The 25,977-nt window shown below is 41.3% G+C and carries 21 protein-coding genes and 1 pseudogene; 9 read left to right on the top strand and 13 right to left on the bottom strand.

Annotation, left to right across the window (positions count from 1 at the left end; genetic code table 11):
* Nucleotides 1-13 precede the first annotated feature (13 nt).
* Nucleotides 14-1,216: a YbfB/YjiJ family MFS transporter gene (locus PTT44_RS05305; RefSeq protein WP_216076743.1), complete on the top strand. Its 1,203-nt coding sequence runs from the start codon at nt 14-16 to the stop codon at nt 1,214-1,216.
* Between the two features lie 210 nt (nt 1,217-1,426).
* On the opposite strand, the gene PTT44_RS05300 is transcribed toward PTT44_RS05305, so the two are convergent.
* The 3 genes from PTT44_RS05300 to icd form a co-directional block, all read right to left on the bottom strand.
* Nucleotides 1,427-1,978, bottom strand: a complete 552-nt coding sequence (locus tag PTT44_RS05300) for a M23 family metallopeptidase (RefSeq protein ID WP_168159294.1) — start codon at nt 1,976-1,978, stop codon at nt 1,427-1,429.
* A gap of 350 nt (nt 1,979-2,328) precedes the next feature.
* Nucleotides 2,329-2,502 carry a hypothetical protein gene (locus tag PTT44_RS05295; protein WP_004696738.1) on the bottom strand — a complete coding sequence of 58 codons (174 nt, stop codon included), beginning with the start codon at nt 2,500-2,502 and terminating at the stop codon, nt 2,329-2,331.
* A gap of 283 nt (nt 2,503-2,785) precedes the next feature.
* Nucleotides 2,786-4,039 (bottom strand): NADP-dependent isocitrate dehydrogenase, encoded by a 1,254-nt coding sequence (icd, locus tag PTT44_RS05290; RefSeq protein ID WP_168159295.1) that lies wholly within the window; start codon nt 4,037-4,039, stop codon nt 2,786-2,788.
* 197 nt (nt 4,040-4,236) lie between these two features.
* Here icd and PTT44_RS05285 point away from each other — a divergent pair, with 197 nt between their 5' ends.
* Entirely contained in the window at nt 4,237-5,025 is a 789-nt protein-coding gene (locus PTT44_RS05285; protein ID WP_168159296.1) for a pseudouridine synthase, read from the top strand.
* Nucleotides 5,026-5,060: 35 nt separating this feature from the next.
* Here the strand turns inward: PTT44_RS05285 and PTT44_RS05280 are convergent, their stop codons facing one another.
* Together PTT44_RS05280 and PTT44_RS05275 are read right to left on the bottom strand one after the other, a co-directional pair.
* Nucleotides 5,061-6,710 carry an LA2681 family HEPN domain-containing protein gene (locus PTT44_RS05280; protein ID WP_168159297.1) on the bottom strand — a complete coding sequence of 550 codons (1,650 nt, stop codon included), beginning with the start codon at nt 6,708-6,710 and terminating at the stop codon, nt 5,061-5,063.
* Nucleotides 6,711-6,870: 160 nt separating this feature from the next.
* The gene (locus tag PTT44_RS05275; RefSeq protein WP_273795557.1) at nt 6,871-9,102 is read right to left on the bottom strand and encodes an NADP-dependent isocitrate dehydrogenase; all 2,232 of its coding nucleotides are present in this window, start codon (nt 9,100-9,102) and stop codon (nt 6,871-6,873) included.
* 494 nt (nt 9,103-9,596) lie between these two features.
* Between PTT44_RS05275 and uraH the strand changes: the two genes are divergently transcribed.
* Complete coding sequence (gene uraH, locus PTT44_RS05270; RefSeq protein ID WP_168159299.1) at nt 9,597-9,995, top strand: hydroxyisourate hydrolase; 399 nt, start codon at nt 9,597-9,599, stop codon at nt 9,993-9,995.
* A gap of 80 nt (nt 9,996-10,075) precedes the next feature.
* Here uraH and PTT44_RS05265 read toward each other — a convergent pair whose 3' ends face one another.
* On the bottom strand, nt 10,076-11,779 hold the full coding sequence (locus PTT44_RS05265; RefSeq protein ID WP_168159300.1) for a M61 family metallopeptidase: 1,704 nt from the start codon (nt 11,777-11,779) through the stop codon (nt 10,076-10,078).
* Nucleotides 11,780-11,958: 179 nt separating this feature from the next.
* On the opposite strand from PTT44_RS05265, the gene PTT44_RS05260 reads away from it, so the two are divergent.
* From PTT44_RS05260 to slyD, 3 genes are all read left to right on the top strand, one after another.
* On the top strand, nt 11,959-13,269 hold the full coding sequence (locus tag PTT44_RS05260) for a D-alanyl-D-alanine carboxypeptidase PBP6B (protein ID WP_168159301.1): 1,311 nt from the start codon (nt 11,959-11,961) through the stop codon (nt 13,267-13,269).
* 125 nt (nt 13,270-13,394) lie between these two features.
* Nucleotides 13,395-14,696 (top strand): NAD(P)/FAD-dependent oxidoreductase, encoded by a 1,302-nt coding sequence (locus PTT44_RS05255; RefSeq protein ID WP_168159302.1) that lies wholly within the window; start codon nt 13,395-13,397, stop codon nt 14,694-14,696.
* A 139-nt stretch (nt 14,697-14,835) separates the two neighbouring features.
* On the top strand, nt 14,836-15,318 hold the full coding sequence (gene slyD / locus PTT44_RS05250; protein WP_004696728.1) for a peptidylprolyl isomerase: 483 nt from the start codon (nt 14,836-14,838) through the stop codon (nt 15,316-15,318).
* Between the two features lie 65 nt (nt 15,319-15,383).
* Here slyD and PTT44_RS05245 read toward each other — a convergent pair whose 3' ends face one another.
* Together PTT44_RS05245 and PTT44_RS05240 are read right to left on the bottom strand one after the other, a co-directional pair.
* Nucleotides 15,384-15,566: a hypothetical protein gene (locus PTT44_RS05245; RefSeq protein ID WP_228716728.1), complete on the bottom strand. Its 183-nt coding sequence runs from the start codon at nt 15,564-15,566 to the stop codon at nt 15,384-15,386.
* Between the two features lie 36 nt (nt 15,567-15,602).
* Entirely contained in the window at nt 15,603-17,072 is a 1,470-nt protein-coding gene (locus tag PTT44_RS05240; RefSeq protein ID WP_148825893.1) for an NAD(P)H-hydrate dehydratase, read from the bottom strand.
* A 22-nt stretch (nt 17,073-17,094) separates the two neighbouring features.
* Here PTT44_RS05240 and queG point away from each other — a divergent pair, with 22 nt between their 5' ends.
* On the top strand, nt 17,095-18,189 hold the full coding sequence (queG, locus tag PTT44_RS05235) for a tRNA epoxyqueuosine(34) reductase QueG (RefSeq protein ID WP_168159303.1): 1,095 nt from the start codon (nt 17,095-17,097) through the stop codon (nt 18,187-18,189).
* Between the two features lie 301 nt (nt 18,190-18,490).
* Nucleotides 18,491-19,480, top strand: coding sequence for a biotin synthase BioB (bioB, locus tag PTT44_RS05230; RefSeq protein ID WP_004981788.1), 990 nt, complete (start codon nt 18,491-18,493; stop codon nt 19,478-19,480).
* 67 nt (nt 19,481-19,547) lie between these two features.
* Here the strand turns inward: bioB and PTT44_RS05225 are convergent, their stop codons facing one another.
* A complete protein-coding gene (locus PTT44_RS05225; RefSeq protein WP_168159336.1) occupies nt 19,548-19,784 on the bottom strand; it encodes a hypothetical protein in 237 nt (78 codons plus the stop codon).
* 603 nt (nt 19,785-20,387) lie between these two features.
* On the opposite strand from PTT44_RS05225, the gene PTT44_RS05220 reads away from it, so the two are divergent.
* Nucleotides 20,388-22,025 carry a long-chain-fatty-acid--CoA ligase gene (locus tag PTT44_RS05220; RefSeq protein ID WP_168159304.1) on the top strand — a complete coding sequence of 546 codons (1,638 nt, stop codon included), beginning with the start codon at nt 20,388-20,390 and terminating at the stop codon, nt 22,023-22,025.
* Between the two features lie 68 nt (nt 22,026-22,093).
* On the opposite strand, the pseudogene PTT44_RS16585 reads toward PTT44_RS05220, so the two are convergent.
* The 4 genes and pseudogenes from PTT44_RS16585 to prpB all read right to left on the bottom strand — a co-directional run bounded on the left by PTT44_RS16585 (nt 22,094) and on the right by prpB (nt 25,967).
* Nucleotides 22,094-23,027: pseudogene (locus tag PTT44_RS16585) on the bottom strand (alpha/beta hydrolase).
* Nucleotides 23,028-23,296: 269 nt separating this feature from the next.
* Nucleotides 23,297-23,758, bottom strand: a complete 462-nt coding sequence (locus PTT44_RS05205) for a DUF2147 domain-containing protein (protein WP_168159305.1) — start codon at nt 23,756-23,758, stop codon at nt 23,297-23,299.
* Between the two features lie 185 nt (nt 23,759-23,943).
* Nucleotides 23,944-25,080, bottom strand: coding sequence for a bifunctional 2-methylcitrate synthase/citrate synthase (gene prpC, locus PTT44_RS05200; RefSeq protein ID WP_058951806.1), 1,137 nt, complete (start codon nt 25,078-25,080; stop codon nt 23,944-23,946).
* A 2-nt stretch (nt 25,081-25,082) separates the two neighbouring features.
* Nucleotides 25,083-25,967 (bottom strand): methylisocitrate lyase, encoded by an 885-nt coding sequence (gene prpB, locus PTT44_RS05195; RefSeq protein WP_062033198.1) that lies wholly within the window; start codon nt 25,965-25,967, stop codon nt 25,083-25,085.
* Between the last annotated feature and the right edge of the window lie 10 nt (nt 25,968-25,977).

Below are 25,977 nucleotides of genomic sequence, written 5' to 3'. Positions count from 1 at the left end.
AAATAGTCAAATTATGATGAACAGGACGTTCTCAAGCACCGTACAACTGAGTCTCTTTCTCTGCCTGAGTATGTGCTTGGGAATTGGCATCTTACGTTTTTCTTATACCGCTCTACTGCCGTCCACTCGCGAAGCCTATGAATGGTCACACAATTTCGCCAGCCTACTCGGTAGCGCCAATCTGCTGGGCTATCTGATCGGCGCATTTTGGGCGATGAAGTTGCCACAAAATGCAAAAATGCCGATCTATATCATTTTTGCTGCGCTCTTTGGTTCAATCAGCCTGTTTGCCTGTGCATTTGCGCATTTTAACGAAGTTTGGTATTTGGTGTGGCGCATCATTTCAGGTATCGGCGGTGGTTTGCTGATGATTCTATCGCCCAGTATTGTGGCGCAGTGCAGTGAGTTACAGCGCCGTTTTAAAATTAATCTAATTGGATTTAGCGGAATAGGAATTGGTGTATTGGCAGCCACGCTGTTTATGCCGTATTTAGACCGTATTGCAATCAGTAGCGCATGGTTCATTCTCTGTGGCTTTGCATTTGTCATTACATGGTTATTATGGATACTGGTTCGCCCTTTCCAAAAGCAACTACACAGTATCCCTACAAGCCAGCCCCAAACTCATACAGTGAATAAAATTTACTATAGTTTACTCATTGTTTATGCCTGCAGCGCCTTTGCCTATATTCCCCATTCTTTGTTTTGGATTGATTATTTAAGTCATGTTTTAACGCTAAATTTATATTGGATCAATTTTAACTGGATTTTATATGGCTTAGGCAGCGCTTTGGGTGCAGCGACAGCTTATACTTTAGCACGTAAATTTGGTAACTTTCTGGCTTTAAAGATTTTATACAGTGTCTATATTGCGGCAGTTTTTATTGCAGTTCTGAGTTTCTCGCCTGTATTTACGCTCCTGTCTTCATTTCTCACAGGTCTACTGAACCCTGCGGTGGTCTTCCTCACCTCCTACACCATCTTACAACTCTACGGCTTGGCCTATAAAAAACTGTGGAGTATGGCAACACTCAGCTTTGCAACGGTCCAGCTGGTCGGTGGTTTAAGTTTTAGTACCTTGCAGCATTTGGGTTGGTCATATCACTTTCAGTTTATGCTTGCTGCGGGAGTTCTCGGTTTAGGAACATTGCAACTATTTTACTTTACCCGTACGACATCCACCTCCAATTCAACAACTAAAAAAGAGTACTTATAATTCATATAAAAGATAGTCAAAAATAAACTACTTATGTTAGTAAGTTACCCTTGTAGAGGGTTATTTGTTTAATGGGTAGTGATCTTTTTACTCGCATCTAAATACTACAAATGTACGGTTTAAGAATAAGAAAAGAACCCAATTGATGTGCCTTCCATAACCAATACAATTCACGCATTCGAACTTTTACATCTGTAGATCAAAGCTCGGTTATTTCAATGCATTTAAAGTTAAATACGGATAAGGATTCACAGCTCCTTTCCCAGTCCTATAAATTCCATAGTGCAAATGTGGTGGCGTATTCTTGGCATTGCCAGTGTTCCCGACATAACCCAATACTTCTCCTACTTCAACCCAATCACCCGTTTGAATATCAGGTGCATAAGCATCTAAATGTGCATAGTAGTGACGGCTTAAGTTTGGTCCCATTACCCATACCACTTGTCCACCTAGACTATTGATACCGACATCCAAGACAATGCCTGATGTAGCGCTTAAGACAGGTGTACCACGTTTAGCGAAGATATCTATACCTTGATGTTTTCGTCCCTGACCACGTGCAGCCCCCCAAGTATCTTGTATCTGCTTATGGCTTACACCTTGTACAGGCACATTTAAGTTTTTTGTTAAAGGCGTCTTATATAACTGCCAATATAAATATGGATAACTCAAACCTGCTGCTTCACCCGAAGCCGGTGGCTGACATCCACTCATCAGCAGACTTATACTTAAAATAGCTCCACTCAGAACTAAACGAGGCATGATTCAACTACTCAGGTAATTTTTAGAGATTAAAATAAGATAAAGTTACCTTTTCATACTAAATGCCTCATATATTGAAAGATATCCTATATATGTAACGACAAAGCCCTCATATAAAATGAGGGCTTTGCTTCAAATAAACCACGTAAAACTACTTACGCTTCTTCAGTTTTTTCTCCAAGGCTTTCAGCTTAGACTGATGCTTAGAGATCTTTTTTAAACGTGCTTTGATCTTCTGTTTTAATGTTTTCACAACATTATTCGACATAGGGTCCTCCTTTGGTTCAACTCCCTTTGATCGATTCTTCCTTGAAATACCTTTAACATTCGTTCATGAAATAGCAATACGCCTAGCGTTGTTGCTGATCTGGGTTCGGTTGGTTTTGATTCGGCTGTTTTTGCTGACCTTGATTTGGTTTGGGTTGTTGTTGCTGTTGTTGCTGGTCTGGTTGTTCTTGTGGTTGATTTGGTTGTTGTTGACGTTGCTGCTGATTGTTCTGCTGTTGATTTTGTTGATTAGCCATGAGACTACTCCTTTATCATCTGCCGTAACATTCGACAAAGACCACCATACATCACTCAGCTAAAAACCCAAGCTATAAGCTGTATCAAAGTACTTCATTGTAATTACATATATAAATTATGATTAAGAATCAACTCTCCTTTTTATTTAACCTTACCTATACTCACTGAAAGCACAAATCCTTTAACCTAGTTTTACATTGCAAACCTATTTCCAGAGCTATTTTCAAGCCAACAAAAGAAAACCCGCAGTATGTGCGGGCTTCTACCAATTCAGCTTAAAACTTATTCCATATTCGCAATAATGGCTTCACCAAACTCCGAACAACGCAATAAGGTTGCATTCGGCATTAATCGCTCAAAATCATAAGTGACTGTTTTCGCATCAATTGCCCCTGAAATCCCCTTAATGATCAAATCTGCCGCCTCTACCCAGCCCATATCTCGTAGCATCATTTCAGCAGAAAGAATAATAGAGCCTGGGTTGACTTTATCTTGACCGGCATATTTTGGCGCTGTTCCGTGCGTGGCTTCATAAACAGAAATCGCCCCACCAATATTCGCACCCGGCGCGATACCAATCCCTCCGACTTCAGCAGCCAGCGCATCAGAAATATAGTCACCATTCAGGTTTAAAGTCGCAATCACTGAATAGTCCGCAGGACGCATTAAAATCTGTTGCAAGAATGCATCGGCAATCACATCTTTAATGATGATGTCTTTACCATTTTTTGGGTTTTTAATTTTTACCCATGGCCCGCCATCAATGAGCTCACCACCGAAACGGTCCATCGCAAGTTCATAGCCCCACTCTTTAAATGCCCCTTCGGTATATTTCATGATATTGCCTTTGTGAACCAAGGTCACACTCGGCTTATCATTATCAATCGCAAATTGAATCGCTTTACGCACAAGACGCTGCGTTCCCTCTTTCGATACGGGCTTAATCCCAATACCACAGTTATCTTCAAATCGGATTTTAGTCACGCCCATTTCTTCTTTGAGAAACTTAATCACTTTCTTCGCTTCAGGAGAATCGGCTTTCCACTCAATTCCAGCATAAATATCTTCTGAGTTTTCACGGAAAATAACCATATCGGTCAGTTCAGGATGCTGAACAGGTGATGGTACCCCTTCAAACCAACGTACAGGACGTACACAAACGTACAAATCTAATTCTTGGCGTAGCGCCACGTTCAAAGAACGAATGCCCCCACCGACAGGTGTGGTTAAAGGGCCTTTAATTGAAACCACAAACTCGCGTAGCGCATCAAAAGTTTCTTCTGGCATATAGGAGCCATAAATTTTATTGGCTTTTTCACCGCAGTAAACTTCCATCCACTCAATCGAGCGTTTACCGCCATATGCTTTTTGTACTGCAGCATCTACTACAGTTTTCATGGCTGGTGTAATGTCGACACCAATACCATCGCCTTCAATAAAAGGAATAATCGGTTGATTTGGAACATTTAATGATAAATCTGCGTTTACGGTAATTTTACTACCATCCGCAGGAACGATGATCTTCTGATAACCCATTTTGCAGGCGCTCCCTTTTATTATAATTGGCAAATTTAAAAAATAATTGCCGATAGACAATACTTTCCACTCTTCTTATCGCATAATAGCTTAATCGAATTCCGCTGTTTTTGAGATTTATACGAGAAATAACTACATTTCTCTATTAAATAAATCTTGATATTTCTTATTTTATGTAATTACAGAAGTTATTGACTATGAAAATCGTCATCCTGAATAAGCCCTATGACGTCCTCTCCCAGTTCCGTAAAGATGAAGCACATATGACGATGTCTGACTTTGTCAGCGACTCTACTTTGCGATTGGCTGGTCGTTTGGATATGGACTCTGAAGGCTTGGTATTTTTAACCGACCATGGTGGTTTGAACCAATACATCACCAACCCTGCCAATAAAAAATTTAAAACGTATTTGGTTCAGGTCGATGGTGATGTCACTGAAGAAGCCCTTGAGCAGTTGCGTAAAGGCGTGGAACTGAAAGATGGTATGACTTTGCCTGCTGAAGCATCTAAAGTTGAACAACCTGAGTGGTTATGGGAGCGTGATCCTCCTGTACGTTTTCGTGCGTCTGTGCCGACTTCTTGGGTCGAAATTTCAATTTGTGAAGGCCGTAACCGTCAAGTACGTCGTATGACTGCTGCTGTAGGTTTTCCTACTTTACGTTTAATCCGTACTAAAATTGGTGCAATTGATTTGGTTCAAATGGGTTTACAACCAGGTGAATCCAAAGAAATCGAGCCACTTTTATACCCTGACTTTCAAAACATTCCTGCGGAAGCACCTTACCGTTCGCGCTCTTATGTGAAAAAACCGGGTGGTACAGGTGGTAAGCCTATGGTTCGTAAGAACAAAGATGGTTCTGTGAAAAAGTCAGGTACAAAGCGTATTTGGCAAATGGATGATAGTGAGAAACCAAAGCGTAAAACCAATGGTACAACACGTCCAAATACGAAAGCACCACGTGGTCGCGGACGTAATGGTCGTTAAAAATTAAGTATTTTAAAGCCCACGAAAGTGGGCTTTTACTTCAGAGGAACTTCTCTTTGTAAAATAAATTTATCACTTACAGATTTATTTTTTTCTTCATAATGCACAACCAACGATAAATACATTAAAGAGTTTCTAACAAGTCTCGCTATGTGCATTACACACTCTTCAAATTCCGAAAAAGGCATTTCGAAAATATACTTAGATTTTATCTCTTTTTCTTTTATGTAATTTATAACTTCTATATATTCATCAGAACTTTGAAGGTTTTTCTTCTCCAACTCCTCTTTTTTCTCTAATAACTCTTGATACCAAAACACTTCACTAGAATTATACTTTGTATTTAATTCATAGCCAAAATCATCAATCACTCGAAAAGACCTATGCTCCAAATGGTTCCTAATTTTTGCTAATCGATGTTTTTCTAAATTTGCAAGATTTTCCATCTTATTCATATTTTCAATCGAATCTCTGTTTTTCCCTTTCGGTTCAGTCTCAATCTCTTTTAATATATAAAATAAAGCATGCAAGAAATAGTTTTTAGATTCAAAAAATCTACCACGAATCTTATCTAATTTTCCTTCATAAAATATTCCTTTAATGCTAATCTCATGATCTTTAATAGATAAATCAAAATACTTTGCAATAAAATATGAAATCTTATCAAAAATTGAATATAAAATCCTAAATGCAGATTTCATATGTGAAGTCTTTAAATTATCTAGAGCATGCAATGTATCGTAAATATGTGAATAAGTCCTGTTATAAAAATGCTCAGAATCCCCCTTTAGTTCAGAAGCTTGAAAAATTAAGTATCTAGCATATGTGTACTCATTTCGTAACTCATCAAAATTTGAATGAAATACTAATGATTCTTTTAAACTTAAAGCACTATTAATTTTTTGAACCATAGATGGAAGACCTAACACATCCTGAAAAACTATTTGCTCATTCAAAAGATCATTCAAGTCATTAATAAATAATTTATTCTGAGCAACCCAATTCAAATAACGAGACTCAGTTTTTGTAATTGTTTTCTGTTTATACTCCATTAAATAATTAAATTCATTTTCTTTAAAATTCTGTGCATACCATCGCTGAAAAATATACAATTGACGACCTTGCATAAGTGGTATTTTTTGCTCTTCTTCCAATCGATCAATATTTAAATAAGCATCTGATATCAACTTATTTGCAAAATGATAATGAATAAATTTATGGGAATCATCATATAATTGTTCGGCTCTAAACAGAATATCAGTTGCTTTAGATACTAAAGCAACTGGATTTCTATTAATATCAATTGCTTTATCCCAGTAATACTGGGCACAAAAACCCCGCCCTTGCGAAGAAAGAAAATTTCCTAAATTTGTTAATGCATCAGAAAGCAAACCAATATTTTTAGTTTCATTCCTTAAAAAGTGAACAGATTTTTGATACAAATTAACCGTATCAATTAAGTTTTTTGAATACCAATCTTGATCTCTATATTTATAAAGACCAGAACTACAATTTCCTAAAATATAATAAAAATATCCTTTACAAGTATCATTTTCAAATGTAAAAGATGTTTGTAAATGTACATTTAATAATTCTACTAACTCTTCTTCTCTATTTGTATCTAATAATAATTCATCAGCTAACTGAGCTAATGCATTTAGTTGCTTTATATTTAATTTAAACATTCTAATTAAATGTGAGGTTGATACTATACTTTCTACATGAATTCCAACTGAGTTACAAATTCTTCCTCGGTAAAATATATAGTATTTAGTTATAAAAAAGCCGATGCATTCGCATCGGCTTTTTTCACTTCATCGGTAAATTTACCGACTTCATTTTGACTTAGATCGCTTCCAGTGCAGCATTCAAAGTCTCGCTTGGACGCATTACAGCATTTACTTTAGCTGTATCTACAGCATAGTAACCACCGATGTCAGCAGCTTGACCTTGAACTTGAGCAAGTTCAGCAATGATTTTGTCTTCGTTTTCAGCAAGTGCTTTCGCAAGTGGAGCAAACTTCGCTTTCAACTCAGCATCTTCATCTTGTGTAGTAAGCGCTTCAGCCCAGAACTTCGCTAAGTAGAAGTGGCTGCCACGGTTATCTAACTCGCCAGTACGACGTGATGGAGACTTGTCGTTATCAAGTAATTTACCAGTCGCTTGGTCTAAAGTCTTCGCAAGAAGTTTCGCCTGAGCGTTATCTTCTTTAATGCCTAGCTCTTCTAAAGAAACAGCAAGCGCCAAGAACTCACCTAAAGAATCCCAACGTAAGTGGTTTTCTTCTACAAGCTGCTGTACGTGTTTAGGTGCTGAACCACCCGCACCAGTTTCGTACATACCACCGCCCGCCATTAACGGAACGATAGACAACATTTTCGCTGAAGTACCCAATTCCATAATTGGGAACAAGTCAGTCAGGTAGTCACGTAAAATGTTACCCGTTACAGAAATCGTATCTAGGCCACGCGCTACACGTTCAAGTGTATAACGCATTGCACGTACTTGAGACATGATCTGAATATCTAAACCGGCAGTGTCGTGGTCTTTCAAGTATTTTTGTACTTTCTTGATCACTTCATTTTCGTGCGGGCGGTATGGGTCTAACCAGAAGATTGCTGGCATACCCGAGTTACGAGCACGGTTTACTGCAAGTTTTACCCAATCTTGAATCGGTGCATCTTTCACCTGACACATACGCCAGATGTCGCCTTCCTCAACATTTTGAGTCATTAACACTTCGCCAGTTTCTAGGTCAGTGATGTTTGCAACACCCGCTTCAGACATTTCGAAAGTTTTGTCGTGCGAACCGTATTCTTCAGCTTTTTGCGCCATCAAACCAACGTTAGGCACAGTACCCATCGTACGTGGATCGAAGTTACCATTCCACTTACAGAAATTGATCATTTCTTGGTAGATACGCGCAAAAGTTGACTCAGGCATTACTGCTTTACAGTCATAAGGTTTGCCGTCAGCGCCCCACATTTTACCACCACCACGAATCATTGCAGGCATTGAAGCATCTACAATTACGTCGTTTGGTGAATGGAAGTTTGTGATGCCTTTCGCCGAATCAACCATTGCAAGTGCAGGACGGTGTTCTTGGCAAGCGTGTAAGTCTTCGATGATTTCTTCACGTAAAGATGTCGGTAAAGTTGCGATCTTCTCATAAAGACCAGCCATACCATTGTTTACGTTAATGCCTAGCTCATCGAACAATTTACCGTGTTTTTCAAAAGCATCTTTGTAGTAAATTTTCACACAGTGACCGAAAACGATCGGGTGTGAAACTTTCATCATGGTTGCTTTCACGTGTAAAGAGAACAAAATGCCCGCTTCTTTACAATCATCAAGTTCTTTTTCATAGAAATCGCAAAGCGCTTTCTTGCTCATGAACATTGAGTCGATGATTTCGCCGTCTTGAAGTGCAACTTTTGACTTCAGAACAATCGTTTCACCAGACTTGGTGATGAGTTCCATTTTCACATTACGTGCACGATCTAAAGTCATCGATTTTTCACCGTGGTAGAAGTCACCTTCATCCATGTGAGAAACGTGAGTTTGAGACCATTGCTTCCACTCGCTCATAGAGTGCGGGTGTTTTTTCGCATAGTTTTTCACTGCAGCTGGTGCACGACGGTCAGAGTTACCTTCACGCAATACAGGGTTTACAGCTGAACCAAGACATTTGCCATAGCGTGCTTTAAGCGCTTTTTCGTCTTCAGTGGTTGGGTTTTCAGGGTAGTCAGGAATCGCGTAGCCTTTTGATTGAAGCTCTTTGATACATGCTGTTAACTGAGCAACAGAAGCACTAATATTCGGGAGTTTGATGATATTAGTATCTGGATCTTGAGTAAGACGACCTAGTTCTGCAAGATTGTCTGGGACTTTTTGCTCTTCTTTTAGGTATTCAGAGAATTCTGCGAGAACACGTGCGGCAACAGAGATATCAGTTTTAACGATCTCTACACCAGCAGGTTTAGTAAAGGTCTCAATGATCGGCAGTAGCGAATAAGTCGCTAGCAATGGCGCCTCGTCGGTCAGTGTGTAAATGATGGTTGACTTTCCACCAGCCATATATAGCCCCTTGCGTTAGATTGAGTTTTTTAGGGTGATGAGCTTCTGGCTCAACCCCTGCGAACCGATGTGCTTGAATAAAACCCTGAAAGTATCGTCCCTCAGGGCTTTACAGTCAACGTAATATCCAGTGATAACGACATTTCGCCAGAAAATACCACTACAGCCTTCGTTTTTCAAAATCACCTCTTTCCACAAGGCTTTAGCTTTTGCTTAGCAAATAAACAAATTTTTTAGCGAAATGTGTTATTTACCTCATTTAAGCCACAACAACAGATATTTTTCACATAATACAGTCTTGTAGCCCTACATGCATAAGCATGACTTTTCTCAGCGCTAAATTTAAATCGGCAGAGCCATTCATCATGCCGCAGCTTAAATATTGATACATAAACCCTCTACGCGTACTCCTCCATTTTTACATTTTTAAACCTATGATTTTTATATGGTTGGTTAAACTGAATCTTTTTCCTGCAACGGTAAGGGTCAATTCAATGCTAAAAATGCTGCTTCCGCTCATTGGACTTGGTTTTTCTTCTTGGTGTTTTGCTCAAAATCCATTGAGCGTTCATGTGCTGAATTTGGAAAATGGTCTTCCTTCTGCCAATGTCAAAGTGACACTTGAAGCCCAACAAAATGATAAATGGACAGAAATCAGCTCAAGCACGACCGATGACCAAGGTCGAATCAATGATTTATATCCCAAAGATACGGCCTTACAAAAAGGTGTATACAAAGTTATCTTTAAAACGGGTGATTGGTTTCGCCAAAAAAATCAGCGCTCATTCTTTCCAGAAGTGCCCGTGGTATTTGTAATTGATGGCTCATTAGATCATTACCATATCCCGCTGTTAATTAGCCCATATGGCTATTCCACTTACCGTGGTAGTTAATGCAATACATAAGCGCATAAAAAACCGATGTCTAGGCATCGGTTTTTATCTCAACAGAATCAAATAAAGTGGCTTAGGGATTAAGCCTTGAACCACTTCTCTGCTTTCGCTTGGTCTTCAACTTTTAATTCAACTTCAGTCAGTTCTGAGCCAGCAGCTTTTACGTCAAAGCTCATCAACTCATCACGGCGGAATGCCAAAATGTTATACGTACCTTCTTGCTTGGCATACTTTTCTACCAGTTTCACCGTTGCTTTGAGACCATCAATCGCAATGATCACATCATGGGCAGAAAGGCCAGCTTGAGCAGCAGCACCATCACGACGTGCGCTTTGCACCAACACGCCTTCTGGCTTATCTACAAGCTTTAAACCTAACGGTAATGACTTATCATTTTTCAGGCTATAGCTTAAACCAAACTCAGGGAAAAGTTGATCCAGCGGCAACTCATCTGTGGTGTTAATTAAGTGATTGATTTGCTCAATCCAGTTATCACCCGTCAGCTCATTACACAACTCAACAATCGTACGCTCATGTACTTGTATGCCCTTTTGCGCGTTCTCATAAAGTTTACGCATAAGCGCGTCTAAACTTGAACCACGTAAGCGCAAACCTAAGTCTAAGCATAGTGCAACCAAACAGCCTTTGTTGTAATAGCTGGTGCCTGCATTGTTCGAGTTTTCATCCTGACGGTAAAATTTCACCCATGCATCGAAGCTAGACTCAGACACAGACTGAACAAAACGACCCGGATTTTGCAAATAACGATCAATCTGAGTTTTGAGTAGTTTGATATATGAGGCTTGGGAAATCACACCACTACGTAGCAAAATCAGGTCATCATAATAAGACGTGAAACCTTCAAAAATCCAAAGCAAAGAGGTATAGCCTTCTTTATTTAGATCATAATTGACAAAGTTTTCAGGACGAATGAATTTGACCAACCATGAGTGGAAGTATTCATGACTACATAAACCTAAGAAACGTTGATAGTCTTCAGACGGCTCTTCAGGCTCATTGGCTTTTGGTAAGTCTTCACGTGGACTAATCAAACTGGTTGAATTTGGATGCTCCAAACCACCATAACTATTTGCTGTTGCCATCGTCATAAAGGTGTAGTTTGAAAATGGTGCTGAGCCAAACATTGATATTTCTGTTGCACAGATTTTTTCAATGTCTTTCTGCATACGTGCAGCATTCATGGCATGTTTACCTGACACCACAAACTCGTGTGGAATGCCATTAGCTTCAAAACCAAAACGCGTCTGCTCTGCCAACTCAAATGGTGCATCAATCAACTCGGCATAGTTTTTGGCTTTTAAAGTAAAACGACCTTTAACGAGGCTTTTTGAAGCCATACCAGTGGCCAATTGGAAGTGTTTTAGCTCATCAGGAAGGAACAATTCAACTTCAACTGCTTTGTCCTCTTGACCCTCCAAACCTAAGCAAGCACATGCGGGGTTTACATATAAACGGGTTTGATCTACATACGCACCGCGCACCGACAGATCATAGGCATAGACATCATACTCAACCGTAATCAGTTCATGATCGGTATTAAAAAGACGCCATTTATTCTTTTCAAATTTTTGAATTTCTAACAAACGCCCTTCTTCATCATAAGCACGAACCGACTCTATATGCTTTGAAAACTCGCGAATGAGGTAACTACCCGGAATCCAAGTCGGTAATGAAAGTACCTGTGTTGGGTCTGCTACAAAACGTAAAGTCACGTGTATAAGGTGCTGACGATAATCGTCAAATTCGATCTGATAATGCAACATAATGGGCGATACAAAATAAAATGAAATGAGTTATAACTTAGCTTAGCATTATTTACGCCAGTTTTGCGTCACAGTCACATTTGTCTGCATTTTTGACTGGTCATTGAGGAAAAAAAGGCATAGCATTTGCAGCTGTTTTAGGTTTAAAAGTCACGGAATGGCTTGGTTAGGGAATTTCATTGAAAGCTGTCATCTACTTCATCGCTACACTCTTCGCCTTATGTTCAAGTTTCACTCAAGCGGCATTGCTCAATATTGTTCCTGAAACAGTTGAAGCTCAAGCTTGGACCGTTTTTGACAGCCAATCGGGGCAAGTCATTGCAGAGCATAATAGTCATGTTCAACGTGCGCCCGCTTCGCTCACCAAAATGATGGTGGCATATATTGCACTCAAAGAAATTAATGCAGGGAAGCTCAATAAGAGCGAAATTCTTACCGCGACACCTGTGGTCAGTACAGTGATGTGGGATGAGTCCCAAATGTACTTAAAACAAGGTGAACAGATTTCTGTGGATCAGCTTTTAGCGGGTTTAGTGGTCATGTCTGCCAACGACGCAGCAGTGACTTTAGCGGAACGCATCTCAGGTGATATTCCAAACTTTGTTGCACGAATGAACCAAGAAGCCAAAGCACTGGGAATGACTGAAACGCATTTTCAAAACCCTGCGGGTATCACCATGCCAGAGCACTATTCGACCGCTCATGATTTAGCGCTATTAGGCCAAGCCTTGGTGAATGAAACGCCAGACTATTTATACTATTCAAAACAGCAAAGTTTTAGCTACAACCAACGCTTTCACCGTGCAACCAATGTTCTGTTAAAACAAGACCCGACAGTAGATGGCTTAAAAACAGGTTATACCAAAGCAGCGGGATACAATTTAGCGCTGACAGCAAACCGCCCGACCATGAATACAGATAATCCAAACCGTCGCTTAGTGGTCATCGTTTTGGGTACAGAAAGCGCAGCAAAACGCGCTGAAGTTGCACACAACCTCATGAATTTGTCTTATACCTATACTCGCAATGAAGTTGCACTGAAAGATAAGCAAATTATCGCAGAGCTGCCTGTAGTCAAATCGACGTTGAAAATGTTCAAAGTGGAAAGTAAGCAACCGAAAATTGTGACCACATCACTGTACGATCAACCATATGCCATTGACTTACATGCCTTTGACCAGACCAACCAACGGATTATGCTCAATACAGGCAATGGCACTATTCAACGCATTGATCCATTAGAGTCTACAAAAACGCATTTCAACATTGAAGTGTTGCAAAACAAGCTGACCGCTCCGCTGGCTGAAGTCATGCAACTTGCGAAAGTACAGGTCTATCAAAACAATCAGCTCATTCAAACGTTTACCATTGAAGAAGATGTACAAATTGAAGAAGCCAATATTTTCCAGCGACTGATGTTTTGGTTCAAAAGCTTGTTTCCATTTTTATCAAGCGATGAACCTAAAGCAAAAACCTACACACTCGGTTAAGTTCGAGCAGTATCCCGAGTTTTATACTTTATGTAACTTGTAAGACAATCTAATTATCAATAAATCAAGAAGATGGCATATTCAATGTCATCTTCTTTTTTTTAATAATAAATAGGTTGCTTCATATGGCTGTACAAACAGAACAAGTGCCACACCATATTGTTATTATTGGCGGTGGTGCTGGTGGTCTAGAGTTAGCAACGCAACTCGGTGACAGCTTCGCAAAATCCAAGTGGGTGAAAATAACCCTCGTCGATCAAAACCTCACTCATATCTGGAAACCCTTACTCCACGAAATTGCAGCAGGTACACTCAACCCAAGTGTTGAAGAAATTAATTATTTTGCACATGCTTCTAAACATCACTATGAGTTTGTTTTGGGTCGTTTTGTCGGCTTAGACCAAGAACATAAACAAGTAAAACTTGAAGCACGCCAATATGCCAAACAAAGCACTGAAACCACGCAGTTTGAACTCAACTACGACACCTTAGTCCTTGCAGTCGGCTCGACCTCTAACGACTTTTCGACCGAAGGCGCTAAACATTACTGCCACTTCCTCGACAGTCGCCAGCAAGCTGAAATTTTCCAGCAAGACCTTCTACATTTGTATTTAGATGCACAAAACCGCCCCGAAACACGCGCACTCAATATTGCGATTATTGGTGCAGGTGCCACAGGAGTCGAGCTTGCTGCCGAATTGGTCCATGCGAAAAGTACCTTTTTTAAATACGGTCTCAATAAAATTGACCCAAACAAAGTCAAAGTGACCTTGATTGAAGCAGCGGATCGTATTCTTCCCGCCCTCTCCACCAAAATGGCAAATCACACACATACCCAATTGGAAAAACTTGGCGTTGAAGTCCTCACCCATCACCGTGTTGCCAAGTTAGATAAAGACCATGTCTATTTTGCTGACGGCACACAAATCGATGCCGATCTAAAAGTTTGGGCGGCAGGCATCAAAGCGCCTGTCGTTTTAAATGCGCTTGAAGGCTTTGAAAAAGATGCGATTGGACGTCTTAAAGTCTATGCAACTTTGCAAACCCGTTCCGACCCCAACATTTTTGCCTTTGGCGATTGTGCTCACTGCCAGCCCGCGGCCGATGAACCAGTCCTTGGCCCACGTGCTCAAGTGGCCAGCCAACAAGCAACCTTTTTGGTTCGAGCGCTCAAAGCGCGCATTCGTGGTCAGTCTTTGCCGATGTTTAAATTTTCTGACAAAGGCTCTTTGGTTTCCCTCAGTCAATATAAAGCTGTCGGCGAACTACTGGACCAAGTTAATGTGCAAGGCGTGCTGGCAAAAACCATGTATGTTTCTTTATATCGACTCCATCAGGCCACATTACATGGCTATACCCAAGCTGGGCTGATGACCGCAAAAGACCTGATGAATAAAAAAGTCGGTCCGAAAATAAAATTGCATTGAAATCTAAAAATGCGTCCCCACTAATAAAAAAACGCCATAAGAACGTGGAAAATGCAGTTTTTTTGCTAAATTTAGTCTACAAAAGCTGCTTTTCACTTTATGATATACCCCTTAAATTCTAAATGAATGGACGAAAAACATGACTGCTATCGCAAATGATCACGTGGTTTCTTTCAACTACAAATTGACTAACGCTGAAGGCGAAACGCTAGACCAATCACAAGGTGAACCACTTGCATATTTGCACGGCGCAGGTAACATCATCCCAGGTTTAGAAAATGCATTGCTAGGCAAAACTGTAGGTGAAAAATTCACTGTTACTGTTCCTGCTGCTGAAGGTTATGGCGAATACAACCCTGAACTCGTTCAAGAAGTTCCAGCGCAAATGTTCCAAGGCGTAGACAACATCCAAGCGGGTATGCAGTTCCAAGCTCAAACTGATGATGGCGTTCAAATCGTAACTGTAAAAGCAGTTGAAGGCGAAAACGTAATTGTTGATGCGAACTTCCCACTTGCTGGTCAAGACTTAACTTTCGAAGTTGAAATCGTAGAAATCCGCGATGCAACTGAAGAAGAATTACAGCACGGCCATGCGCACGGTGCTGGTGGTCACCACCACTAAGATTTAACATCTTAAAAAAGGGCGAAAGTTAAACTTTCGCCCTTTTTTTATTTTTGAATACTTAGTCATTCGCGACGTATTTGAAAATCTGTAAATTTTTGCTGTTCTGAAGCCAGTTCTACGATGACCACATCCGTGACTACCGCATGAGTTGGCCCGACTTTAGCGCGACTCACCAGTTCGGCAACCATACCATCATCCCCCAAAAGCAACAGCATATTGTGCAAACCAGCGTCGATATCGAACACCCTGAACTTTTCCCGATATGGTCAGTTTTACTGCTTTCATACTGTATACTCTCGGTTCACGACCGTATAAATAGCCTGACTCATTTGCTGCGCTTGTAAACCACGTTCACCTTGCTGAGCCAAAAGGTCACCTGCTTGGGCATGCAAGGTCACAATTTGATGTAACGTAATGTCATCTTGCAACTGTGCTTTTAAACTGGCAATCATGCCTGCCAATACGTCACCCATTCCACCTGTCCCCATCCCCGGATTACCTGCGGTACAAATCCAAAGTTGCGTATCTAAAATCAAGCTTCCCGAACCTTTCAGCACCCATTGTCCTGCATATTTTTTTTGTAAAGCATAAATAGCTGCAATACGGTCGGACTCCACCGCTGAAGTACTGATACCGAGTAAAGTCGCGGCCTCCCCAGGATGCGGTGTTGCGTACACCTGTTTACCAAGCTTTACTGGCTTCTCAGCCAAAAACCATAAAGCATCCGCATCCAATACCACCTGTAAAGTACTAGTTTGAATGAATGGAAACCATGCATCAAACTGCTGCTGAGCCCACGAGTCTCTTCCCAAGCCCATACCAAAACTGACTGCATCCACATGTGCCACCAACGCTTCACGCTCTTGGAGCGACATTTGGTTAATATCGCGCAGCATAATATTGGGTGCACGGGCTAGAATTGCAGTATGGTGTTTTGCATCACATACCACGGTCACCTTGCCTGCACCGGCATGAAAGGCAGCTTCTGCGGCTAACATCACCGCACCGCCCATCTGTGCATGTCCCCCAATAACCAGTACATGCCCATAACTTCCTTTATGCCCAAAGGCTTGACGCGGTACAAGGTGCACATGCTGTGGAGCAAGTGAAGCTAAAGGTTTTAAAGCATTGTCTACAGGAAGTAGCGAAATAAGCTCAACGACTCCTGCATAAGCTTTACCCTGCCCAGTAAATAAACCAGCCTTCAAGCCCAGAGCCGTAAAAGTATAATCGGCGACAACTGCACAAGGTAAAGCTTGCCCTGTGTTGGCCTGTAAACCACTTGGAATATCAACCGCGATTTTTAAACCTGTTTGACTATTGATCTGCTGAATCACCGCCTGCCAGTCTGAACTGAGCTCACGGTTTAACCCGATGCCAAACAAAGCATCAATATAGGCATCATATGAATGTTGAAAATCAAAACCGGTATGAATCGTTATCCCCAGTTGCACAGCTGCTGCATGTGCTTGTTGCAGTGAAGTAGACTCTCCCAAAGCAGCTGCATAAATTTCAACGTCATAACCTTGCGCGGCTAGATACGATGCAATCAAGTAACCGTCACCTGCATTGTTGCCTTGACCACAACACACCGCAACGCTTTTGACTTTCTGCTGTTTAAGCCTAGGCAGCATCTGTTCAGTTGTTGACCATGCGACTTGTTGCATCAGCCCATAAGCACTATTTTGCTGCGCGAACCAACGCGCTTCCCATGCTTGAATCTCGCTGCTGTGGTACACTTGCTGATGCATGATTTTTCCTTTGTTCTTGGTTATGACAACATCCACATCTTCCTCAAAAATCCCTGTAGATCAATATGATCCAGAGCAGCTTAAGGCTTGGATTAAAGCTGAAGCACTGGCTTTGGGGTTTTCTGATTGTGTCATCGCCAAACCAGATGCTCAAGCTGAATTGCCGCGTTTTAAAAAATATTTAGAACTTGGTTATCATGGTGACATGCATTTTCTTACTGAAAACTTAGAAAAACGCGCAGATCCAACACTGCTTGTTCCGGGCACCAAAAGCATTATTTGTGTGCGTATGGATTATTTGGTTGCCGTTCCTGAACCACGTCTTGTGCCTTTTGCACCAAATAGCGCCATCATTGCGCGTTATGCACGCGGACGTGACTATCACAAAGTCATGCGTGGGCGTTTAAAGACCCTTTCTCAGAAAATCAAAGCCAAAGTTGGCGATTTTGAATCTCGCCCATTTGCAGACTCAGCACCCATTTTTGAAAAATCATTGGCTGAAAATGCAGGGATGGGATGGGTCGGTAAACACACCTTACTCATTCATAAAACATCAGGCTCATTTTTTGTTTTGGGTGAGCTCTTTACCTCTTTAGAGCTAACTTTTGATCAAGCCACCACCAAACACTGTGGTTCATGTAGCGCTTGTATTGATATTTGCCCGACCCAAGCCATTGTTGAGCCTTATTTATTAGATGCACGTAAATGCATTGCCTATTTAACCATTGAGTTCCAAGGCATTATTCCTGAAGAACTACGCCGTGGTATTGGTAACCGTGTGTTTGGTTGCGATGACTGCCAGCTCATTTGCCCGTGGAATAGCTTTGCCAAAACTACACCAATTGATGATTTTAACCCGCGTCATGGCTTGGATGACATTCAACTGATTGACCTTTGGCAATGGGATGAAAACACCTTTATGGCAAATACAGAAGGGAGTCCCCTACGTCGTACAGGCTACCAAAGCTTTATGCGTAACGTCGCGATTGGTCTAGGTAATGCACCATTTTCAGATGAAATATTGCAGCAATTACAAGCTTCTCGCCCAGAGCTTAACGATATTGTGCAAGTCCATATTGACTGGGCCATCCAAGAGCAACTGATGAAAAAGCACTAAAACTTGCGTCAAACAGACTCAATCAATAAAAGTTCAATCAAATAGCCATTTGCTTGCATAATTTTATTTATTTTATCTATTTAGCTGCATTTTCAGTGTAACTCAAAATCCAAATAAATAGAATTTTGCGGCCAAATTTATGAAAAAACGCTCAACTTTGCAACTATTTTTACAATCTCATAAAAAGATAAAATTAAAAACATAATCGGGAGATACTATTAAAACTGAGCAATAATGCCTTTTAAGTTGGCACGTTAAATGTATGATGTATACAAGTTAGAATTAAAAATGGATCGCCATTATGAACCTACGCAATGATTGGACGCGTGAAGAAATCGAAGCTTTGTATGATCAGCCTTTTCTTGATCTCGTCTTTCAAGCGCAGACCGTACATCGCCAACATTTCCAAGCCAACACCATTCAAGTCAGTACTTTATTGTCGATTAAAACAGGAAAATGTCCTGAAGACTGTAAGTACTGCTCTCAGTCAGCACGTTATGACTCAAAACTTGAAGCCGAAAAGCGAATTGCTGTAGACAAAGTGATTTCAGAAGCCAAAGAAGCTTTAGCCTCAGGCTCATCTCGTTTTTGTATGGGCGCAGCTTGGCGTAACCCACATGAACGTGACATGCCTTATGTACTAGAAATGGTTAAAGAGGTGAAAGCTCTTGGTTTAGAGACTTGCATGACTTTAGGGATGCTGAATGAGTCTCAAGCTGGACGTTTAAAAGATGCAGGTTTAGATTATTACAACCATAACCTCGACACTTCACGCGAGTATTATTCACATATTATTAGTACACGTACCTTTGACGACCGTTTAAATACCTTAGAATATGTCCGTCAAGCAGGCATGAAAGTGTGTAGCGGTGGTATCGTTGGTCTAGGTGAAAAGAAAGAAGACCGTATTGGTTTATTGCAAGAGCTTGCAACAATGCCAATTCACCCAGAATCTGTGCCAATCAACATGTTGGTTCCAATTGAAGGCACGCCACTGGCAGATGTTGAAAAACTCGATGTGACGGAATGGATTCGTACCATTGCTGTTGCGCGCATTATCATGCCGCACAGCTATATCCGCCTATCTGCAGGTCGTGAAGCACTTTCTGACTCAGACCAAGCACTTGCATTTATGGCGGGTGCAAACTCATTGTTCTCAGGTGAGAAATTACTGACCACACCAAATGCAGGCGAAGGTAAGGACCGTCAACTGTTCACCAAATTAGGTTTAGTGGCAGAAAAGCCAAAACCAACGGTTGCAGACCTTAGCCTAGATGCCATGGCAAGCTAATTCACAAGATTTGCTAAGCACAAAAAAGCCCCTTATTCAGTATGGGGCTTTTTTAATGTCTATCTATTTAACCTTCAGGCGACCGAGCAAAATTATGCGCAGTAATTAAAATGCCATAACTGGCATTCAGATAATCGCCTTGGAATATCTCATCTTCACCATTGGCATGGCATACGGTTAAGGTTTGGCGAATCGCGTCATAGTGAAAAGAATCAAAACACTCTTGATGCTGACACAGCCAGCTTAAGGTATCAGTCAGATTATCATCAACAATATAAGTCTGTGCTTGAAAATTTTTAGTCATCATCCGAATACGCTAAACACTGTTATTCGGCTATTGTAAGTCGTTCTGAGTCAATTCAGTCAAACTAAGCCATAAAAAATAATAGACATTAAAAAGTGAGCCTACGCTCACTTTTTCTTAAGATGATTAGTCGGTTTTAGAATCACCGCACTTTCGGCATTCCATATGCTCCCCTATTTCAGTCATTTGTTCATATTCATAAACGTGGATGCAAAATAATTTTTTAAACAACTGAAGCATTTTTAACTCCTGTAAATGATTTTTTAAAAATTCGCTTCTTAAAATAGGTATATCTTCCTGAAATACCCACAACTCATATCTCATGAGCTATACACAGTTTTAAACATACTTTTTATAAATTTCAAGTGCCTTTTGTCGAATAACAACATAAAGTGATAAATGGTCATTTACTTTTTTAAATGATGCTTTTTATTTACTTATCGTTCTGCTTCACATCGCTTTTAAAAATGCGGCTGAGAATAAAACAATGCTTGATTTAAATTTGGATCAAGCTAGGATAAAAATACAATCAATGCTCAAAACAGATGTTTCGAGCAACCAATAAAGAGTTTGATAAAAAAGCAACGATAAGGATATTTATACATGCTTGGACGTATGATGTTTCAACCGCTATTAATTAGCAATCTTATTGATCACGCAGAACGCTACCATGCGGATACAGCTATTATTTCTAAAAATACAGACGGTAGTATCACTGAAACCAACTGGGCCAAAGTCGCAGTCAATTCTAAGCGATTTGCTAATGTACTCAAAGATTTAGGACTTTCGCAAAGTGACCGCGTGGCGACCATCGCATGGAACAATCATCGTCACCTAGAATCTTGGTATGCGATCTCTGGCAGTGGCTATATTTGCCATACCATCAACCCACGTTTATTTCCAGAACAACTGATTTTTATTATCAATGATGCCCAAGACCGTGTGGTGTTATTTGATAAAACCTTTGCACCACTCATTGCTGCGGTAAAAGCACATTTACCCCATGTAGAGCACTTTATTTGCTTAGATGCTGCAGATGACGCTATTGCAGAAAAAATTGCCGATGTAAAATTTTATGATGACTTGGTCAGCAAAGAGTCTGAACAATTCACATGGCCAAGTTTTGATGAGCAAACTGCAAGCTCTTTGTGCTATACCTCGGGCACAACTGGAAATCCAAAAGGCGTGCTATATAGCCACCGCTCTACCATTTTGCATAGTTTTGCCATCAGCCTACCCGATTCTCTTAATCTGTCTGCAAATGACATTATGTTGCCTGTAGTGCCCATGTTCCATGTCAATGCTTGGGGTACGCCTTATGCAGCAGCTATGGTCGGTTGTACCGTTGTATTGCCTGGGCCAGGCTTAGATGGGCCAAGTTTAGTGAATATGATTGACACCTATAAAGTCACTGTGGCTTTGGGTGTACCCACCATTTGGCAAGGTTTACTGGCAGCAGCCAAACAAACAGGCAGCCAGCTGGCAAGTATGAACCGTAACGTTGTTGGTGGTTCTGCATGTCCGCCATCCATGTTAGCGGCCTTTAAAAATGACTATAACTGCGACACCATCCATGCATGGGGCATGACCGAAACCAGTCCACTCGGTTCTGCCAACCAACTTAAAGCCAAACATCAACAGCTCTCTGAACAAGAGCGTTTCAAGCTACATCTTTCTCAAGGCCGTCCGCCTTTTGGCGTAGATTTACGTCTTACCGATGAAGAAAAAGGCAACCATGAAATTGCCCGCGATGGTGAACAGATTGGAAATCTACAAATTAAGGGCCATTGGATTATTGACAGTTACTTTGGTAAAGATGAATCTGCCCTCACGACCGATGGCTGGTTTGACACAGGTGATATTGCGACCTTAGATGAGGATGGCTTCTTATGCATCAGTGACCGCTCTAAAGATCTGATCAAGTCTGGCGGCGAATGGATTTCATCGGTTGAACTTGAAAACCTTGCGATGGGACATTCAGACATTCTTATGGCAGCCGTTATTGCAGCCGAACATCCAAAATGGGATGAACGTCCTATTGTCATCGCTGTGAAGAAACCCGATAGCACGGTCACTGAACAAGGTGTCTTAGACTACTATACCGACAAAATTGCGAAATGGCAGATCCCTGACCGTGTGATTTTTGTCGACAGTATTCCATTGAGCGGTACGGGTAAAATGCTAAAACGTGAACTCCGCGCCCAATATGGCCAAGTACTACTAGAACAAAATTCTGTTTAACATTGTTTAAAAGAAAAGCCTGATCTTATGCTCAGGCTTTTCTTTATGTTCGGATAATTTAAATACCATCAATATAATTTATTTGAAAGCACATCCAATAAAGACACTTTAAAGACCTCACCATGCTTTAGATTTGGATAGATTAAAAATTTAGCCTCTACGCCTTGCTGATCAAATATAGACAAAATTTCTCTATTTTTATTAATGCCATTTGCATCAAAATTAGCGCTTTGCTCTGCTCCAGTATGTGTTAAAAGATCACCTTCCATCAGCAATACATGTTTTTGTGGCTCTTTGACTAATTTTACAGCTCTAATTTTTTGCATCATGCGCTCATCTGCCCAAGAAAGTGATGGACTTGCAGCAAAGAAATGGCTGAAATAACGACCATCGAGCAAGCTATCAAGCACGAAAAGCCCTCCATAGGAATGCCCCCATAACGCTCTTTTTTGCGCATCCAGCTTTACATTCTGCTCAACCCAAGGGGCGATATCCTTCAAAATCACATTTCTAAAATCAGCACTTCCCCCGCTCATCCGCTCTGGATTTCTTGGGTCTTGAGCGGGTTTCCCCATTAATAAATCTGCTGGAGTATAGTCAAGTGAACGAAAAGCTGTGGCAAATGGCAAATGGCAAATTGGTTTTATAACCAATGGCAACCAATACAGGGGCATCATTTTCATACAAAGACTTAAGTATTTCTTCATTCAGATGGGACATCGCAGCGTTCCCATCCAGCATAAAGACCGATGCATACGCGTTCCGCTTCTTCTGTACTGTCTTTGGAATACCTAACCAAACGCGATAAGTTTTATTTTGATCTGTAGTTGTAAATTCTTTGACTTTAAAACTGTAATAAGCCGAGCCGATTTCTGCAATATTGGCAGGTAAAGGTTTCATTTCAGGTTTCGCATAAATACTTAAACTGGCACCCAAAATCAATAACGAGCCAAAAATTCGCAAAAGCACAGTAGTAAAAATCTTTCTATAAAGATGAGTCATTTTTCGTATATACAGCCATGAGATACCGAAGCTTAACACACAATAATAGTTATCATTATCAATTAAGTAAATCTTAATCCTCTCTCTGTCATGACGTACATCTCATCGATTAAATAGACTACATTTTCTTTGACCACACACTCCGAAAGATGATTTTTCCTTTTTATACGGATTCAACAAGTCTAGGAAATACCCTTCCAACTTTTTTATCCATAAAAAAGCCACCGCACTATGAAAGTGCAATGGCTTTATCGACACAATCAAAAGACTTAAAGCTTTTTCCATGTCATGTTGCTCAAACCTTTCGCATCTTTTGCTGAGGCTTGTACCTTCATCTGATCTTTACCTGCATTTAACTGCGCAGTATTGATGTTATACACACGGCCATCTTGAGGATTCAGCCATTGGCCTTTTGCGAATTTTTGACCTGTTGCATCACCCATTAAGCCATTCAGCACTTGCATACCAAAAATCGGTTTATCCTTGAGTCCACCCTGACACTTACTGCACACATCACTCACAGGCGCTCCAGCCAAAGGATAGCACTTGGTCACTACTGCGCTATATTGTGATGTTTTAGAATTCTTACGAATCACAATATCTGAAATATAATACCCGGTCCGATCATCAATCACTTTCCATGTTCCAATAAGCGGGTCAAATGGCATGGCGAAAGCAGAATGAGACAACCCCAAAAACAGTGCTGATACACACAAAAACTTATGTTTCATAAAGTAAATTACAATATAAATGAAGAAATAAACGGTCGCGATTATAGCAATTCTATTCTTTTAATTATCTATTATTTCATTAAAATTAAATATTTATCTGAATTAACCCGTGAGAAAAATCAACAAAAAATTGCATATAAAAAAGCCTCCGAAGAGGCTTTTTTATAATGTATCAGAGCTTCATATTAAGCCGCTGAACGCTCCTCAATCGGCACCACTTTACGCAGCTCAGGCCCCGTATAGTCCGCACTTGGGCGAATGATACGGTTGTCTGCACGTTGTTCCATCACATGCGCTGCCCAACCTGTCACACGGCTCATCACGAAGATTGGGGTGAATAATTTGGTCGCAATATCCATGAAGTGGTAAGCCGATGCATGGAAGAAGTCTGCGTTACAGAATAATTTCTTCTCACGCCACATCACTTCTTCACAACGTACTGATACTGGATAAAGAACCGTGTCACCGACATCTTTGGCTAAGCGCTCTGACCAGATTTTGATGATGCCATTACGTGGGTCATTGTCTTTGTAGATTGCATGTCCAAAGCCCATGATCTTTTCTTTACGTTCCAATTTGCCCAGCATTTCTCGCTCAGCTTCTTCAGGGGACGTCCAGTTTTCAATCATTTCCATCGCTGCTTCGTTTGCTCCACCGTGTAATGGACCCCGCAGTGAACCAATTGCACCGGTGATGCATGAATGCATATCGGATAAGGTTGATGCGCATACACGTGCGGTGAAAGTCGATGCGTTGAATTCATGCTCTGCATAGAGGATCAGTGATACGTTCATCACTTGTTCATGCAGTTCATTTGGTTTTTCACCACGCAGCAGGTGTAGGAATTGAGCACCGATTGAATCGTCATCAGTGTTTTCTTCAATGCGTACGCCATCATGGCTAAAACGGTACCAGTAGCAAATGATTGCTGGAAGCGTTGCGAGAATTCGGTCTGCAACATCTTGCTGTTCGGCAAAGGATTGTTCTGTTTCTAGGTTGCCCAGCATCGATACGCCTGTGCGCATCACATCCATTGGGTGTGAATCTGCTGGGATACGCTCAAGGACTTCTTTGAGTGCTTGTGGCAGTTGGCGCAGTGATTTGAGTTTAGCTTTGTAAGCGGTGAGCTGTTCTGCTGTGGGTAGTTCACCAAAGAAGATCAGGTAGGCCACTTCTTCAAACTGGCAGTTTTCAGCGAGGTCTTGGACGTCATAACCACGGTAGGTTAAACCTGCCCCGCTTTTGCCTACGGTTGATAGTGCTGTCTTTCCTGCGACTTGTCCGCGCAATCCTGCGCCTGTGAGGACTTTTCCTTCAGCCATTTTTAATTCTCCTGTTTAAACAGCTTGTCTAATGTGTTTTCAAAGGTGTGGTAATCGAGAAATTCGTAGAGTTCTTTGCGCTGTTGCATTTTGTCGAGGACGTTGACTTGGGTACCGTCATTGCGAATGGCATGCATGACTTCCAGTGCTGCCTTTTGCATGGCACGGGTCGGTGACAGTGGGTACAGCACCATCGAGATGCCTTGTTCTGCCAGTTGTTCTTTGGTGTAGTATGGGGTATCGCCAAATTCGGTGATGTTGGCTAGTACAGGGACACCAACTGCATCACAGACGGTTTTGTACATGGTAATGTCAGTCATTGCTTCAGCAAAGATCGCATCAGCACCGGCTTCTACACAAGCACAGGCACGGTCAATCACCGCTTGTAGGCCTTCTTTTTGTAGAGCATCGGTACGTGCCATCACCACAAAGTTTGCATCGGTTTTGGCATCGACAGCCGCTTTGACGCGGTCGACCATTTCTTGTTGGGTGACGATTTCTTTATTTGGGCGGTGGCCACAACGTTTTTGGGCCACTTGGTCTTCGATGTGAACTGCGGCTGCCCCTGCGGCAATCATTTGTTTCACAGTGCGGGCAATGTTAAATGCCCCACCCCAACCCGTGTCGATATCGACCAGTAACGGGGTGTCTACACGTTCGGTAATCCGGCGTACATCTTCCAAAACATTATCCAGACTGGTCATGCCTAAGTCAGGCAATCCATAAGAGTAGTTGGCTACACCAGCACCCGAAAGGTAGATGGCCTTGTAGCCCACCTGTTTCGCCATCATTGCTGCATAAGCATTGACTGTACCGATAATTTGTAATGGTTTTTCCACTTCCAGTGCTTGTCTAAATCTTAAGCCTGCAGATTTTTGTTCTGTCATCGTCCTTTCC

Origin of the sequence: Acinetobacter sp. Gutcm_16 (genome assembly GCF_028649355.1) — a bacterium.
Lineage (GTDB): Bacteria > Pseudomonadota > Gammaproteobacteria > Pseudomonadales > Moraxellaceae > Acinetobacter > Acinetobacter johnsonii.
This window is presented reverse-complemented; position numbering and strand designations above follow the sequence as displayed.

Coding starts and splice junctions, on each gene's coding strand:
- bioB (WP_004981788.1), top strand. CDS start 18,491: ATGAACCTACGCAATGATTGGACGCGTGAAGAAATCGAAGCTTTGTAT.
- slyD (WP_004696728.1), top strand. CDS start 14,836: ATGACTGCTATCGCAAATGATCACGTGGTTTCTTTCAACTACAAATTG.
- PTT44_RS05220 (WP_168159304.1), top strand. CDS start 20,388: ATGCTTGGACGTATGATGTTTCAACCGCTATTAATTAGCAATCTTATT.
- PTT44_RS05225 (WP_168159336.1), bottom strand. CDS start 19,784: ATGACTAAAAATTTTCAAGCACAGACTTATATTGTTGATGATAATCTG.
- PTT44_RS05275 (WP_273795557.1), bottom strand. CDS start 9,102: ATGGCTGGTGGAAAGTCAACCATCATTTACACACTGACCGACGAGGCG.
- prpB (WP_062033198.1), bottom strand. CDS start 25,967: ATGACAGAACAAAAATCTGCAGGCTTAAGATTTAGACAAGCACTGGAA.
- prpC (WP_058951806.1), bottom strand. CDS start 25,080: ATGGCTGAAGGAAAAGTCCTCACAGGCGCAGGATTGCGCGGACAAGTC.
- PTT44_RS05280 (WP_168159297.1), bottom strand. CDS start 6,710: ATGTTTAAATTAAATATAAAGCAACTAAATGCATTAGCTCAGTTAGCT.
- PTT44_RS05300 (WP_168159294.1), bottom strand. CDS start 1,978: ATGCCTCGTTTAGTTCTGAGTGGAGCTATTTTAAGTATAAGTCTGCTG.
- icd (WP_168159295.1), bottom strand. CDS start 4,039: ATGGGTTATCAGAAGATCATCGTTCCTGCGGATGGTAGTAAAATTACC.
- PTT44_RS05305 (WP_216076743.1), top strand. CDS start 14: ATGATGAACAGGACGTTCTCAAGCACCGTACAACTGAGTCTCTTTCTC.
- PTT44_RS05240 (WP_148825893.1), bottom strand. CDS start 17,072: ATGCATCAGCAAGTGTACCACAGCAGCGAGATTCAAGCATGGGAAGCG.
- PTT44_RS05255 (WP_168159302.1), top strand. CDS start 13,395: ATGGCTGTACAAACAGAACAAGTGCCACACCATATTGTTATTATTGGC.
- PTT44_RS05205 (WP_168159305.1), bottom strand. CDS start 23,758: ATGAAACATAAGTTTTTGTGTGTATCAGCACTGTTTTTGGGGTTGTCT.
- queG (WP_168159303.1), top strand. CDS start 17,095: ATGACAACATCCACATCTTCCTCAAAAATCCCTGTAGATCAATATGAT.
- uraH (WP_168159299.1), top strand. CDS start 9,597: ATGCTAAAAATGCTGCTTCCGCTCATTGGACTTGGTTTTTCTTCTTGG.
- PTT44_RS05295 (WP_004696738.1), bottom strand. CDS start 2,502: ATGGCTAATCAACAAAATCAACAGCAGAACAATCAGCAGCAACGTCAA.
- PTT44_RS05265 (WP_168159300.1), bottom strand. CDS start 11,779: ATGTTGCATTATCAGATCGAATTTGACGATTATCGTCAGCACCTTATA.
- PTT44_RS05285 (WP_168159296.1), top strand. CDS start 4,237: ATGAAAATCGTCATCCTGAATAAGCCCTATGACGTCCTCTCCCAGTTC.